Origin of the sequence: Maribacter sp. Asnod2-G09, from assembly GCF_045063795.1 — a bacterium.
Classification (GTDB): Bacteria; Bacteroidota; Bacteroidia; order Flavobacteriales; family Flavobacteriaceae; genus Maribacter.
In genome coordinates this window covers 1,216,029-1,229,732 of sequence record NZ_JBEFOA010000005.1, presented here as the reverse complement: position 1 = coordinate 1,229,732, position 13,704 = coordinate 1,216,029, and the positions used below count along the sequence as shown (strand labels likewise).

At 35.9% G+C, this 13,704-nt stretch carries 9 protein-coding genes; 5 read left to right on the top strand and 4 right to left on the bottom strand.

What is annotated here, in order from left to right; translation table 11 throughout:
* The first annotated feature begins 16 nt into the window (after positions 1-16).
* The 4 genes from ACJJVT_RS17305 (at position 17) to ACJJVT_RS17290 (ending at position 8,585) form a co-directional block, all read left to right on the top strand.
* Positions 17-3,112, top strand: a complete 3,096-nt coding sequence (locus ACJJVT_RS17305; RefSeq protein ID WP_405400378.1) for a UvrD-helicase domain-containing protein — start codon at positions 17-19, stop codon at positions 3,110-3,112.
* Positions 3,113-3,118: 6 nt separating this feature from the next.
* Entirely contained in the window at positions 3,119-4,312 is a 1,194-nt protein-coding gene (gene kbl, locus ACJJVT_RS17300) for a glycine C-acetyltransferase (protein WP_405400377.1), read from the top strand.
* A 113-nt stretch (positions 4,313-4,425) separates the two neighbouring features.
* Complete coding sequence (locus ACJJVT_RS17295; RefSeq protein WP_405400376.1) at positions 4,426-5,769, top strand: OmpA family protein; 1,344 nt, start codon at positions 4,426-4,428, stop codon at positions 5,767-5,769.
* Positions 5,770-5,840: 71 nt separating this feature from the next.
* Positions 5,841-8,585 carry a PD-(D/E)XK nuclease family protein gene (locus ACJJVT_RS17290; protein ID WP_405400374.1) on the top strand — a complete coding sequence of 915 codons (2,745 nt, stop codon included), beginning with the start codon at positions 5,841-5,843 and terminating at the stop codon, positions 8,583-8,585.
* 2 nt (positions 8,586-8,587) lie between these two features.
* Here ACJJVT_RS17290 and ACJJVT_RS17285 read toward each other — a convergent pair whose 3' ends face one another.
* Complete coding sequence (locus ACJJVT_RS17285; RefSeq protein WP_405400373.1) at positions 8,588-9,298, bottom strand: SDR family oxidoreductase; 711 nt, start codon at positions 9,296-9,298, stop codon at positions 8,588-8,590.
* Positions 9,299-9,414: 116 nt separating this feature from the next.
* Between ACJJVT_RS17285 and ACJJVT_RS17280 the strand changes: the two genes are divergently transcribed.
* Entirely contained in the window at positions 9,415-10,755 is a 1,341-nt protein-coding gene (locus ACJJVT_RS17280) for a sugar porter family MFS transporter (protein WP_405400372.1), read from the top strand.
* 212 nt (positions 10,756-10,967) lie between these two features.
* On the opposite strand, the gene ACJJVT_RS17275 is transcribed toward ACJJVT_RS17280, so the two are convergent.
* From ACJJVT_RS17275 to ACJJVT_RS17265, 3 genes are all read right to left on the bottom strand, one after another.
* On the bottom strand, positions 10,968-12,110 hold the full coding sequence (locus ACJJVT_RS17275; protein WP_405400370.1) for a hypothetical protein: 1,143 nt from the start codon (positions 12,108-12,110) through the stop codon (positions 10,968-10,970).
* A gap of 150 nt (positions 12,111-12,260) precedes the next feature.
* Positions 12,261-13,172, bottom strand: a complete 912-nt coding sequence (locus tag ACJJVT_RS17270; protein WP_405400369.1) for a helix-turn-helix domain-containing protein — start codon at positions 13,170-13,172, stop codon at positions 12,261-12,263.
* A gap of 1 nt (position 13,173) precedes the next feature.
* Positions 13,174-13,686, bottom strand: coding sequence for a hypothetical protein (locus ACJJVT_RS17265; protein ID WP_405400367.1), 513 nt, complete (start codon positions 13,684-13,686; stop codon positions 13,174-13,176).
* Between the last annotated feature and the right edge of the window lie 18 nt (positions 13,687-13,704).

Here is a 13,704-nt window from a genome sequence, read left to right as displayed (position 1 = left end):
TTTGCAGTAAAAATCAGTGTCCAGTAATTCTTTTACCATATACAATGCCTCTGCCGGATCTGGCAAAACCTATGCTCTTGCTAAGGTTTACTTGAAAATTATACTGGCTTCGCCGCAGAATTTCAGAAAAATATTGGCTATCACATTTACGAACAAAGCAGTAAATGAGATGAAACATAGAATATTGAACAGCCTGTTCGAGTTTTCTAAAACTACTTCTATTGAAGGCGCCAATCCGTTATTTAATGACATCATAAACGAAACCAATTACACTTTTGAAGAGCTACCAGCATTAAGCAAACTTAGATTAAAGCAAATACTACATAACTATGCCTTTTTTGATATTTCTACCATAGATAAGTTTACCCACAGACTTATTAGAACTTTCGCTAAAGATTTGAAGATCCCTCAGAATTTTGAGGTTGTTCTTGATGTAGACCTACTTTTACAAGAAGCTGTTGAGCGTGTAATTAGTAAAGCCGGTGAGGATCCTGAGTTTACGAAAGTGCTTTTAGATTTTGCCATTGAAAAAATTGAAGATGACCGAAGTTGGGATATTGGTTTTGATCTCTTAAAAATCGGTAAACTGATTTTCGATGAAAACAATGCCGAACATTTAAAACATTTACAAGAAATAGAATTAGGCGATTTTCTAAAACTTCAAGCTCATCTTAAAAAAGAAACCAAAACTTTAGAGAAAAAAATTGTAGAACTTGCTACTGCTGCTCTTGACGTTATCACTTCATCTGGGTTAGATTTAAAAGATTTCCCTAGAGAAACCTTACCTAATCATTTCAAAAAAATAGTAGCTGGCAACTTTACACCTACACAACTCTACAATAACAAACTAGAGGATAAATTAATTGAAGGAAAAATAGTAAAAGCAACCGTTAAAAATGATCCAGAAGAATTAGCAACACAATTACTTCATCATTATCAAGCTATAAAACAGCTTATATATAAGAGGGGATTGTATGCTAACATCAATAGAAACATCATTCCTTTTGCATTACTAAATGCGATACAAAAAGAACTGAAGATTATTCAAGAAGAAAAAGACCAATTGTCTATTTCTGAATTTAACACCTTAATTGCAAAAGAGGTCAAAGACCAACCTGCACCTTTTATTTACGAGCGCCTTGGAGAAAAGTATCGTCATTATTTCATCGACGAATTTCAAGATACTTCGCAAATGCAATGGGAAAATCTTATTCCTTTAATTGGTAGCGCCATGGAGGGTGAAGATGAATTAGGTAGCACCGGATCTTTATTTTTGGTGGGAGACCCAAAACAAGCCATTTATAGATGGCGTGGTGGTAAAGCCGAACAATTTCTTGAGTTGGCAACGCACCAAGCACACCCATTTACAATTCAATCAGACCTGGTTACTTTGCCAAAAAACTATAGAAGTTATGCAGAAATCATCAACTTCAATAACAACTTTTTTCAAAGTATTAGTCCGTTTTTAGAAAACGATATTTACCAAGAGTTCTTTAAAATTGGCAATACACAAGAAACCAATCAGAAAGAGGGCGGTTACGTAAATATTTCCTTGCTAGAAGAAGATACTGATGAGGAATATGCAGCGAACACATTGGCAACTATTCAAAAATGTTTAAGCCAAGGGTATTCCTATAGCGATATCTGTATTATTATAAGAAAGAAAAAACATGGTCTTATGTTGGCAGATTTTTTAATGCAGCACCAAATTCCCGTTGTTTCTTCAGATTCTCTATTACTTAGTGAAAGTGCCAAAGCTATTTTCTTAGTTCAGCTGATAAGGCATATGGTTCAACCTACTGAACTAGAGATCCAATATGAGATTTTAAATTTTCTGTCGGAAGGCAAAAATGATAAGCATGCCTATATCTATGAGAATTTAGGAAAGCTTAATACACACTTGTTAGAAACTTATGGTTTTGATGCTTCTAAACTAAGACAGGCTTCGGTTTTTGACGGATTGGCTTATGCCATAAAAACCTTTGATCTTATTCCAACTTCAGATGCGCACCTTTCTGCATTTATGGATTTGGTTTTTGATGTAGAGCAAAAGTATGGTTCTGACATGCAGTCATTTTTAGACTATTGGGATAAGAAAGGTAACTCGGCAAGCATCAGTACACCCGAAAATATTGAATCGGTACAGATTATGACCATTCATAAATCTAAAGGGCTGGAGTTTCCGGTAGTTATTTTTCCTTATGCAAATTCAAACGTGTACGAAGAGATTGACCCTAAATTATGGCTTCCAGTAAAAAAAGATGAATTCCTTGGCTTTTCCGAAGTACTTATAAATAAAAAGCAAGAAGTTCAAGAATACGGTGAACTTGAATCATTACTATATGAAATTGACCATCAAAAATTACAGCTAGATGCTTTCAACCTTCTGTATGTAGTACTTACTAGAGCGGTTAATGCCCTGTTTATTATTAGCGCCAACAAACTTGACAGAAAAGGAGAACACAATACCAATAGTTATTCCGGTCTTTTCATTCATTTTCTAAAGAGTATAGGCGAATATCAGCAAGACAAACTATCATACGACTTTGGTGCATTAATACCACAGACCTCTAAAAAACAAACCAGTACAGATCAACTTACTATACCTTATATATATACCAACATAAATAGACCCGATTTTAAGATACTTGCATTAGCCGGTACTTTATGGGACGAAGGCTTAGATGTCGCCATTAATCAAGGAAATGTTATACATTATATATTGGGCGCTATTTTTACAACTGCCGATTTAGATAGAGCCGTGCAAATGGCGCTACAAAAAGGATTGATAAAAGAGCAAGAAGTAAACGGAATAAAGGAAATTGTAAAAAAGGTCATCTTTCATAAAGATTTGACGCAATTTTACCAAAATGATGTTGAAGTACTAAATGAACGCGATCTATTAATGGCAGATGGTACCGTTCAAAGACCAGATAGGGTGGTATTAAAAAACAACCACGCTACCATTATAGATTACAAGACGGGAGAGCAAAACCCAAAATATCATCATCAAATAAATACTTACGCCCAGAGTTTTTCAAATATGGGTTACACCATGGATCATAAGATCATTGTGTATATTAATACTGAAATAGAACTAGATTATATATAAAGGAATATGTACGGAAAAATTAAAGAACATCTACAGCAAGAAATTGAGAACATCAAAAATGACGGACTCTTTAAAGAGGAACGGATTATTGTTTCTCCGCAAGATGCTGTTATTAAAATTAACACCGGGCAAGAGGTGATCAATTTTTGTGCTAATAATTATTTAGGACTTTCATCTCACCCCGATGTTATACAGGCGGCTAAAGATGCTATGGATACGCATGGCTTCGGTATGTCTTCTGTTCGATTTATTTGTGGTACTCAAGATATACACAAGACATTAGAAGCAAAGATCGCCCACTTTTATGGTACAGAAGACACCATATTATATGCCGCTGCCTTTGATGCCAATGGCGGGGTGTTCGAACCTTTGCTGAATGCAGAAGATGCTATTATTTCTGATTCTCTAAACCATGCCTCTATTATTGATGGTGTGCGTTTGTGTAAAGCTAAGCGCTATCGTTATGCGAATAGCGACATGCAAGATCTAGAAACACAACTTAAAAAAGCGAACGAAGACGGAGCTCGTTTTAAAATTATTGTTACCGACGGAGTCTTCTCTATGGATGGTATTGTAGCTCCGTTAGATAAAATTTGTGATCTAGCCGATAAGTACGACGCTTTAGTTATGATAGATGAATGCCATGCCACCGGATTTATAGGTGAAAAAGGAAAAGGAACCTTAGAAGAAAAAGGAGTAATGGGCAGAATTGACATTATTACCGGAACTTTAGGTAAAGCATTAGGTGGCGCCATGGGCGGATACACCACTGGTAAAAAAGAAATTATCACATTACTAAGACAACGCTCTAGACCTTATTTGTTCTCTAACTCTTTAGCACCTGCTATTGTAGGGGCATCTATTAAGGTATTCGATATGTTAGAAAACGACACTTCGTTACGAGATAAATTGCAAGAAAATACTGCATACTTCAAAAAAGGCATTAAAAATGCAGGTTTCGACATAGTTGACGGAGATTCTGCTATAGTACCCGTAATGTTATACGATGCCAAATTATCTCAAGATATGGCAAATAAATTGTTGGAAAGAGGAATTTATGTCATCGGATTTTTCTACCCTGTAGTGCCCAAAGGTAAGGCCCGTATTAGGGTTCAACTATCTGCTGCACATACAAAAGAGCATTTAGATGCTGCCATTAAAGCTTTTACAGAAGTCGGAAAAGAATTAAAAATCGTTTAAATGCAGTATTTAATCTATTAAATGCGCTAAAAAAAATAGGAAATTGATTTTGTTAATAATATTTAACAAGTTACATTTGCAGCTAATAAACACTTAAACTTAAAATTTAATACATGAAACATCTTAGCAAATTATTGGCAGTTGCCCTACTTGTAGTAGGTATCAACAGCATACAAGCGCAAGACGAGAATAACCCTTGGCAAGTGCAATTTGGGGTTAATGCCATTGACGTATATCCAACTTCGGATGTAAGTTCTTTCGGTAACGAATTCTTCAATGTGAACGATCACTGGAACATTTTACCTTCTATCTCTTATGTAGGAGTATCTAAGTCAATTGGAGATGGTTTCTCTGTTGGAGCTAGAGGTTCTCTTAACAAGATTAGCAAATTAGGTGATACTAGCGTTGACGACCTTTCTCACTACGCTATAGATGGTACAATTAAATATGATATCATAAAAAGACAAACTGTTATTGATCCTTTCGTAGAGATCGGTGGTGGTTATACTTGGATTGATGAAATCGGTGCTGGTACTGCAAATGGTGGTATTGGTGTTAATATCTGGTTTACTGAAAACTTAGGTCTTACATTACAATCTTCTTACAAGCATGCTTTCGAAGATTACTTAGCTCCTCACTTCCAACACTTAGCTGGTATTTCAGTTAAATTTGGTGGTACTGATACTGACGGTGATGGTATCTACGATAAAGATGATGCTTGTCCAGAAGTTGCTGGTCTTGAAGCATTCAACGGTTGTCCTGATTCTGACGGCGATGGTATCGAAGACAGCAAAGATGCTTGTCCTAACGAAGCTGGTTCTAAAGAAATGAACGGATGTCCTGATGCTGACGGTGACGGTGTTGCTGATAAAGATGATGCTTGTCCAAACGAAGCTGGTCTTCCTGCTTTAGCTGGTTGTCCTGATGCTGATGGCGATGGTGTTGCTGATAAAGATGACGCTTGTCCTTCTGAAGCTGGTCCTGCTGAAAACAAAGGTTGTCCTTGGGCTGATAAAGACGGTGACGGTGTACTTGATAAAGATGATCAATGTCCAGATGTTGCTGGTACAGTAGCTAACGCTGGTTGTCCTGAAGTAACTGAAGAAGTTCAAAAGCAATTGAATGATTACGCTAGAACTATCTTATTTGATACTGGTAAATCTTCTATCAAAGCTGAGTCTACTTCTGTAATGGTTGACATTATCACAATCCTTAAAGAATACCCTAACGCTAAGTTTACTGTTGAAGGTCATACTGACAGCGTAGGTAGCGAAAAATTAAACCAAAGCCTTTCTGAGTCAAGAGCTCTTTCTGTAAAAGAATTCTTAGTAGACAAAGGAATCGAAGAGTTTAGATTATCTGCTGTAGGTTACGGTGAGTCTAAGCCAATGGCTACAAACAATACAAGAGCTGGTAGAGCTCAAAACAGAAGGGTAGAAATCAACTTAGTAAAATAAGTTTATAAAAACCTAAGTGTTTTAATAACTAAAAGCCCCGCAATATTGCGGGGCTTTTTTATTTTTACACTATGCAGAGTTTTATACAAGATGTAGTACTAGACGTTTTAAAAAATAACCCAGATACTGGCAAAGTAGTTTTTATTCTACCTAGTAAACGTGCGGGTGTATTTCTTAAAAAAATACTATCAAAATCACTTACTCAAACAGTACTTGCCCCAGAAATCTATAGTATTGAAGATTTTATTGAAAAGGTTTCTAACCTAGTCACCGCAAATACTACCACACAATTATTTGAACTCTATAATGCCTATTTAAAAGTGGGTAATTATGAAAAAGAATCTTTTGATTCTTTTTTAAAATGGGGACAAATACTTTTACAAGATTTTAATGAAGTAGACCGTTACTTAGTTGATGCTTCTACCCTATACCAAAATGTTGCTGCCATTCAGGAAGTCAACCATTGGTCATTGAATCCTGATAATTCTGAAATGATTGAAAATTACCTTCACTTTTGGAGGTATTTAGAAGACATCTACAAACAATTTAATGGCAGATTATTAGAACAGGGACTTGGCCACCAGGGACTCATCTATAAAACCTCGGTTTCTGAATTACCAAACTACCTTGAAAACACGAATAAAAAACACATCTTTCTTGGTTTTAATGCCTTGAACACTGCAGAGAGTATTTTGATACAGACCATTCTTGAAAAAACAGATGCTGATATCTATTGGGATATTGACCCTTACTTTTTACAAGACAATATTCATGATGCCGGTTTCTTTATAAGAAACTATCAAAGTACATGGAATGTTCTAAAAGGGAAACCTCTTGCGGGACTAACCAATTACTACAATACCGAAAAGCATATTGAAATTATTGGGGTGCCTAAAAACATCTCTCAAGTAAATTATGTAGGCGATCTACTGTACAAGCTTCAGAATGACTCGCCAGACGCATTACGTAATGCTGCCATAGTACTTGGCAATGAAGAATTACTAAATCCGTTATTAAATTCTATTCCAGATAATATACCGGCTACCAATATTACCATGGGTCAAAAGTTAGCGTCTACTACCTTGGCCAGCTTTTTTACCAACCTAATTGAGTTTCATGAACAAAAGACAGAAAAAGGATGGTTCTACAAGCACTTACTAAATCTTTTGACACATTCGTATGCCGTACTATTATTTGATGCAAATGAAGTCTCTACAGACAGTTTAATATCCAAAATCAAAACAAATAACTGGTCTTACATCACCAATGCGCAAATACGCGAACTTTTATCAGAAAATGCAGCAATCAACTTACTATTCGAAGATGTAAAGAATAACCCGAATCGACTTATAGATAATTTTTTGGCTCTTATTGAAGCTATACGAGTTATCGATGTTGTAAAAGAAAATTCACTTTTGCTAGAGCAGCTTTATAAATTCTTTACACTATTCAATCAGCTAAAAGATCTTTGTAACAGCTTTACGTATATCAATAATCTTAAAAGTTTAAAACATCTGTTTTCACAGCTGTTAAGCTCAGAAACTTTAGATTTTCAAGGGAACCCTATTGAAGGTATTCAGATTATGGGAATGCTAGAAAGTCGCTTGTTAGATTTTGAAACAATCATTATTACGTCTGTAAACGAAGGTGTATTACCATCCGGTAAATCTAACAACTCATTTATACCGTACGACCTAAAAATCAAAAACGGATTACCAACTTATAAAGAGAAAGATGCGGTTTACACCTATCACTTCTATCGCTTATTACAACGTGCCAAATATATATATATATTGTACAATACCGAGCCAGATGCCTTGGAAGGCGGAGAGCGAAGTAGATTGATTACACAGTTGTTGACAGATGATAACAGAACCAATATTAAATCATTTATCGCTACACCAACTATACAACCTATAACCAAAGAAATTGAACAGGTTGAAAAAACCACTTCGCTGGCAGCGCTTATTAAAGACAAGGCTAGAAAAGGGTTTTCACCTAGTTCGTTAAGTAACTATATTAGAAACCCTATCGATTTCTATAAGCAGAACCTATTAAATATAAATGAGGTACTACAAGTAGAAGAAACCTTGGCACCCAATACTTTCGGTACCATTGTTCATGATAGCCTAGAAGAATTGTATACGCCTTTAATTGGTAAACCCCTTACGGCAGATTTACTTAATGGCATTCGAAAAGGAATACCGACCATTGTCGCTCAGAATTTTGAAAAGACCTTCAAAGATGGAAACATCAGTTCTGGTAAAAACTACATTTCTTTTCATGTAATTCTGAAATACATACAGACATTTATCGATGTCGAGGTTAAAGAACTTGTAGACCATAGTATAACTATTATTGCTTTAGAGCAAGCACTATCAGTACCTCTAGAAGTTGCCGGACTAGATTTCCCTATTATCTTAAAAGGAAAATTAGACCGTGTAGATGAATATGACGGTATAACCCGTATCATAGATTATAAAACCGGGAAAGTAGAACGCCGTAATGTAGAGATTGTAGCATGGGACATACTAACCGAAGAATATCAATACAGTAAAGCATTTCAATTACTTTGCTACGGACTGATGTATTCTAAAACACATCCCGCAGAAAATCTATCTATTCAAGCAGGTATCATTTCGCTAAAGAATTTTGCAGAAGGCACGTTGCTATTCGCACAAAAAGAATCTGCCCGAGCAACCAGTAAAAACCACATCATTACGAATGAGGTCATTTTTGATTTCGAGCAGATACTTGGTCAGTTAGTTACAGAAATATGCAATACTAACATTCCGTTTACCGAAAAAGAAGTGTAATACTACTTCTTGTCTGGTCTTGTAGGCCTTACCTCAATTTTACTAGGTAAGGTTCTTTCGTTCATTTGTAATAAGTCTAACACCAATTCACCAATATCTTCTGGTTGAATTTTCCAGGCGTCTTTTTCATCTGGCTCGTTGTTATTAAAATGTGTTGACACCGAACCTGGCATTATCGTAGACACTTTAATATCATACTGTCTTAAATCTAACATGGCAGCTTGTGTAAAACCTACTACGCCAAATTTAGACGCATTATACCCTGCAGCTTTTGCAAAGAAGTTCGTGCCTGCCAAACTAGCCAATGTTATATAATACCCTTTAGACTTCTTCAATTCTTCTACAGATGCCTTTAGCGTATGAAAGGCACCATTTAAGTTGGTGTCTATCATTTGATGCCACTCTTCATCTGTCATCTCATCTATCGGTGCAAAATGACCAACTCCGGCATTTGCCAAGACCACATCTACTTGACCCCATTTCTCCATTATTTTGGCAACGGCATTTTTCTCATCTGCCATTTTACCAACATTAGATACAATACCTAAAACAGCATCATTATTAAAATCTTTTAACGCTTGGTCTACACTGCTCTGTGATCTACCGCTAATAGCAACCCTCATACCTTGCTTTAGTAATGTTTGTGCCACTGCAAACCCTATTCCTTTAGTACCTCCTGTTATATAAGCTACTTTATTTTTTAAATCTTTCATCGTTCAATTTTTAATGATACCACAAGTTAGCAATTCTATAATTTTTTTGTTGTCCTTTTAGATTAAGAATTAACGGTTTTCATTGATTATATTTAATGGCAACTTAATACTCAACAATGAACAAAATTATCGTTTGGTCTATCACCGTAGCGCTTGCAGGTTTCTTATTCGGATTTGATACCGTAGTAATATCAGGCGCAAATGAACCCATAAAACAACTTTGGAACACCTCGCCCCTATTTCATGGTACATTCATTATGAGTATGGCACTTTGGGGTACTGTTGTCGGTTCTCTTTTTGGTGGCATACCTACCAAGAACCTAGGGCGTAAAAAAACTTTACTTTGGGTCGGTATTCTTTTTTTGGTTTCTGCATTAGGTTCTGCATTGGCTCAAGACCCGTATTCATTCTCGGCATTTCGTTTTATTGGTGGTGTTGGCGTTGGTATTTCTTCGGTTGCCGCTCCTATTTATATCTCTGAAATTACATCGAAAGAAAATCGTGGTAAGCTTGGCGGACTCTATCAATTCTGGTTGGTGTTCGGTATTCTAATTGCCTTTGTTTCTAATTGGTTATTAAAAGGTTTTGACGGAATAAATGATTGGCGATGGATGTTAGGCGTAGAAGCTATACCCGCATTTATTTACACAGCAATGGTATTAACCGTACCAGAAAGTCCGAGATGGTTGGCTTTACATAAAAAGGATGATGAAGCGGCTTTAAAAATATTGGAAATCATACATACAACAGAAAAGGCTGAACAGCAATTATTGGAGATAAAGACCGATTTGCAACATACCACCAAAAGTGAAAAACTATTTCAAAAGAAATATTCTAAAGTACTTTGGCTAGCGTTCTTTATTGCTTTTTTCAATCAGCTATCTGGTATCAACTTCGTACTCTATTATGCTCCTGAAATTTTAGAACAAGCAGGCTTGGGTGGAAAAGAATCGCTATTCAACTCTATAGCCATTGGTATCGTAAATCTTGTATTCACGTTTATTGGTATACGCTTGTTAGATAAATTAGGAAGAAGACAATTGATCATTATTGGATCCATCGGCTATATTATTAGTTTAATTATGGTGGGACTTTGTTTTCAGATGGATTTAGGTTCTACACTCACCATTACCTTCATCTGTACATTTGTTGCCTCCCACGCTATTGGTCAAGGTGCCGTAATATGGGTGTTTATCTCAGAGATATTCCCTAACAGTGTACGTGCTTACGGGCAATCCTGGGGTGTTAGCGTTCATTGGGTATTTGCATCGATCATTACATTGATCACTCCGTTTTTCTTGGATGCTACGGAGGGAGTTTTAAAAGACCAAGTGTGGTATATCTACTACTTCTTCTGCGCAATGATGGTATTGCAACTTATTTGGGCTATTACCAAAATGCCCGAAACCAAAGGGGTTTCTTTAGAGGAATTGAGTAAGGAGCTTGTGAAGGAATGATAAATTAAACCGACAAAAAACTTTTGCCCAATTTTTCATCTTCCATCAAGTCTTTAATTTTCTTTTCCTGAAACTTTTTTTAGGAAAACTTTTTTTAGGAAAACTTTTTTAAAATCACTTACTAACTTGAGCAAAGGACAATGATGGCTTGCATTAATTTAGATAGGTAACATTTGGCACATCTGTATTATGGCTTAAGTCCTTATCTAATATTAATAACTTACTCGATCACTTGGCAAGGTTTCTGAAATACCTTTGTAGGTATAGTGAATATCTTTAGCTTCACCATTAAAATCTACTTGTCCGGTAGCTGATCTATCTTCTTCACCATTAAAGCCCTCCATAGTTATTTCATAAGCTACCTCTCCATTTAAGTATGAGCCTGCAAGCGTACTTTCAAAACCAGAGAAATCAATGTTTTTTAGAATTATGCTATAGTTAACATCTAAATAATCTCCACCAAAAAACAGATTAACGGTATAGGTTCTTTTATATGACCCTATAATTTTATCAGACTCTAAATCTATTGTATAATCTTCTAGAATCCTTCTTTCTAAAGGCTCAAATTCGTCTCTATTGTAACCTCCTTGCGGTACGTAATTCAATGCTCTGTAGTAGTCTATATACGGACTTGTTATAGTCAACGAAGACAGGTTTTCTTTATAATTCATATCGCCATAAAGCGCTACCAATGACTGATCGTATGAATAGTAAGGCTCTGGATCCGCAATACTAGGATAATTACCAAACTTAGCATTGTAATCCCTCTTTAAACCGTTCTGACCTGCAGATTCAGTATATGTAAAATCAACTACACCATGGTAGTAACTAATACCGCTAATGGTAGTATTTGGACATTCCTCAAGTATCTCATCTGCTGTTTTTAAACTAACGCCATAAAAGTCGAAAAAAACGGCGGATCCCTCCTCAATATAATGACTATCCGGATTGTTTGGCGCATAACTCTTTAGATTATACGTACCTATTTCGCATGATTTTAAACGTACTGTTTCTCGGCTATCATCGGTAAGTCCACCTTCTGGATTAAAACCATTTACCAATTCATTTCTTACATCACTTACCCTAAACTTAATCTTATACAAATCTACCCAGTCATTAAAAATAAAATCTTCTAAACTATAAATTTGAGATAGTAGTATCGATTTCATTAGTAAATCATTGGCTGCATCTGCCTCTGTATCTTCATTGGTCTCCACATCAGATTCACTTTCTTTTTCGGCTTCTGTTTCTATTTCGGTATCGTCATCTAAACTTGTGCCAGAATCACACCCTTGAAACAGAAATAATAATAAAAAGACTATTAAAAAAGAACCAATCTTTGAAGTATCTTTCATTTTGATATGCTTTTACTAATTACTACCTACTGCATTTCATATCAAATATACAAGTTCTTTACTTTTAACGCATTCCTATTATGCGCATAACCAGTAATAAATCTGCCTGTTACACGGTAATTACAAACAACAGCTATGAATAAAAACCATTTAATTCATACTATACTTTTCTCGATACGCCGTAGGGCTAATGCCTTCTTTCTTTTTAAATAAGCGTGAAAAATAATGCGGATATTCAAATCCCAACTCGTATGCTACCTCAGCGATACTTTTACTGGGCTGTAACAACATATTCTTTGCTTCATCAATTAAAAGCAATTGCAAATGCTCGGTAGTAGTTTTACCGGTTTCTTTCTTTAAGGTATCACTTAGGTAACGCTGAGAAACCGACATTTTATTCGCTATCTGCTCTATACTCGGTATTCCATTTTCCTGTAATTGTCCAGATTCAAAATACGCTATTAATTGTGCATTAAACTGCTCTAGCAAGCTTGTAGAAAGTTCTTTTCTATTTAAAAACTGTCGCTCGTAAAAGCGATTGGCATATTTTAAAAGGGTGCTCAACTGTGATATGATGATGTCTTTACTGAACTCATCTTGATTATTCTGATACTCTATTTCAATATTTTCTACTATGGATTCTAATTGCTTTTCTTCTTTTGGTGATAGATGTAACGCTTCATTGACCGAATACGAAAAGTAGCCGTATTTCTTAATCTGTTGCGCCAATTCCGTCCCTTTTAAAAAGTCTTCATGAAAGTTGATTGAAAAACCATTTTGCTCAAAAACTGCGCTACTATCCCACTGTAATACTTGCCTTGGGGCTATGAAAAACAAAGCTCCATTGGTAAAATCATATGTTGTTCTACCATAGTTTAAATCGCCCTTTACAATCTTTTTAAAACTGATGGAATAACAGTCGTTGGTAATGGGTGGCGAACTTTCTTTTGGGCAAGGTAGAAAACCATCTTCCGTGGCAGAAAACACACTTAACATAGGGTGTTCTGGACCGGGTAGCTCTAAATACTCCAAAAATGCCGATAAGGTTTTAAAGTGCTGCATATTACTTGTTCATTTCTTTAGCTGCCAACTGTAATTGTTTATTGTAACCGTCTATTCTGGCATGTGCGGTACCATCAACCAACAAAATGGCGACCAACATCGCTATTGTTGTAATCATACTCGCTCTCCAAATAGGTGTGCTTACAAATAACAATACCAACGCACAAACTATTATAATTATCGGAATTGCAGTAAAAACAATCGTATTATATTCTTTTAGAGTAGCTTCGGCACGCTCAAGTTCTGATACTACGAATGCCGGTGCATCTGTTTTGTATGCTTTTTCAAATTGAGGTATTCTTGATTTATTGGTAAAGAACAATCCCAACCCAATGATCATAAGTAAAGAACCCGCTACCAAAGTAGGTATAATGTAAGCTCTTGCCATATCGGTCTTGCCCAATTGCCAAAACCCAAAGCTTGCCAGTAAAAATGCCAGGCCGAAGAGCATGAAAAACGGAGTTGAAACTAGTTCTGCCTTTGCCCAATCTGTTGCTGCTTTTAAAATATCCATGGTTATTATTTTGGTCGA

What these genes read in the sequence shown, in the direction of transcription:
- kbl (WP_405400377.1), top strand. Translation starts at nt 3,119, where the DNA reads ATGTACGGAAAAATTAAAGAACATCTACAGCAAGAAATTGAGAACATC.
- ACJJVT_RS17295 (WP_405400376.1), top strand. Translation starts at nt 4,426, where the DNA reads ATGAAACATCTTAGCAAATTATTGGCAGTTGCCCTACTTGTAGTAGGT.
- ACJJVT_RS17290 (WP_405400374.1), top strand. Translation starts at nt 5,841, where the DNA reads ATGCAGAGTTTTATACAAGATGTAGTACTAGACGTTTTAAAAAATAAC.
- ACJJVT_RS17285 (WP_405400373.1), bottom strand. Translation starts at nt 9,298, where the DNA reads ATGAAAGATTTAAAAAATAAAGTAGCTTATATAACAGGAGGTACTAAA.
- ACJJVT_RS17280 (WP_405400372.1), top strand. Translation starts at nt 9,415, where the DNA reads ATGAACAAAATTATCGTTTGGTCTATCACCGTAGCGCTTGCAGGTTTC.
- ACJJVT_RS17275 (WP_405400370.1), bottom strand. Translation starts at nt 12,110, where the DNA reads ATGAAAGATACTTCAAAGATTGGTTCTTTTTTAATAGTCTTTTTATTA.
- ACJJVT_RS17270 (WP_405400369.1), bottom strand. Translation starts at nt 13,172, where the DNA reads ATGCAGCACTTTAAAACCTTATCGGCATTTTTGGAGTATTTAGAGCTA.
- ACJJVT_RS17265 (WP_405400367.1), bottom strand. Translation starts at nt 13,686, where the DNA reads ATGGATATTTTAAAAGCAGCAACAGATTGGGCAAAGGCAGAACTAGTT.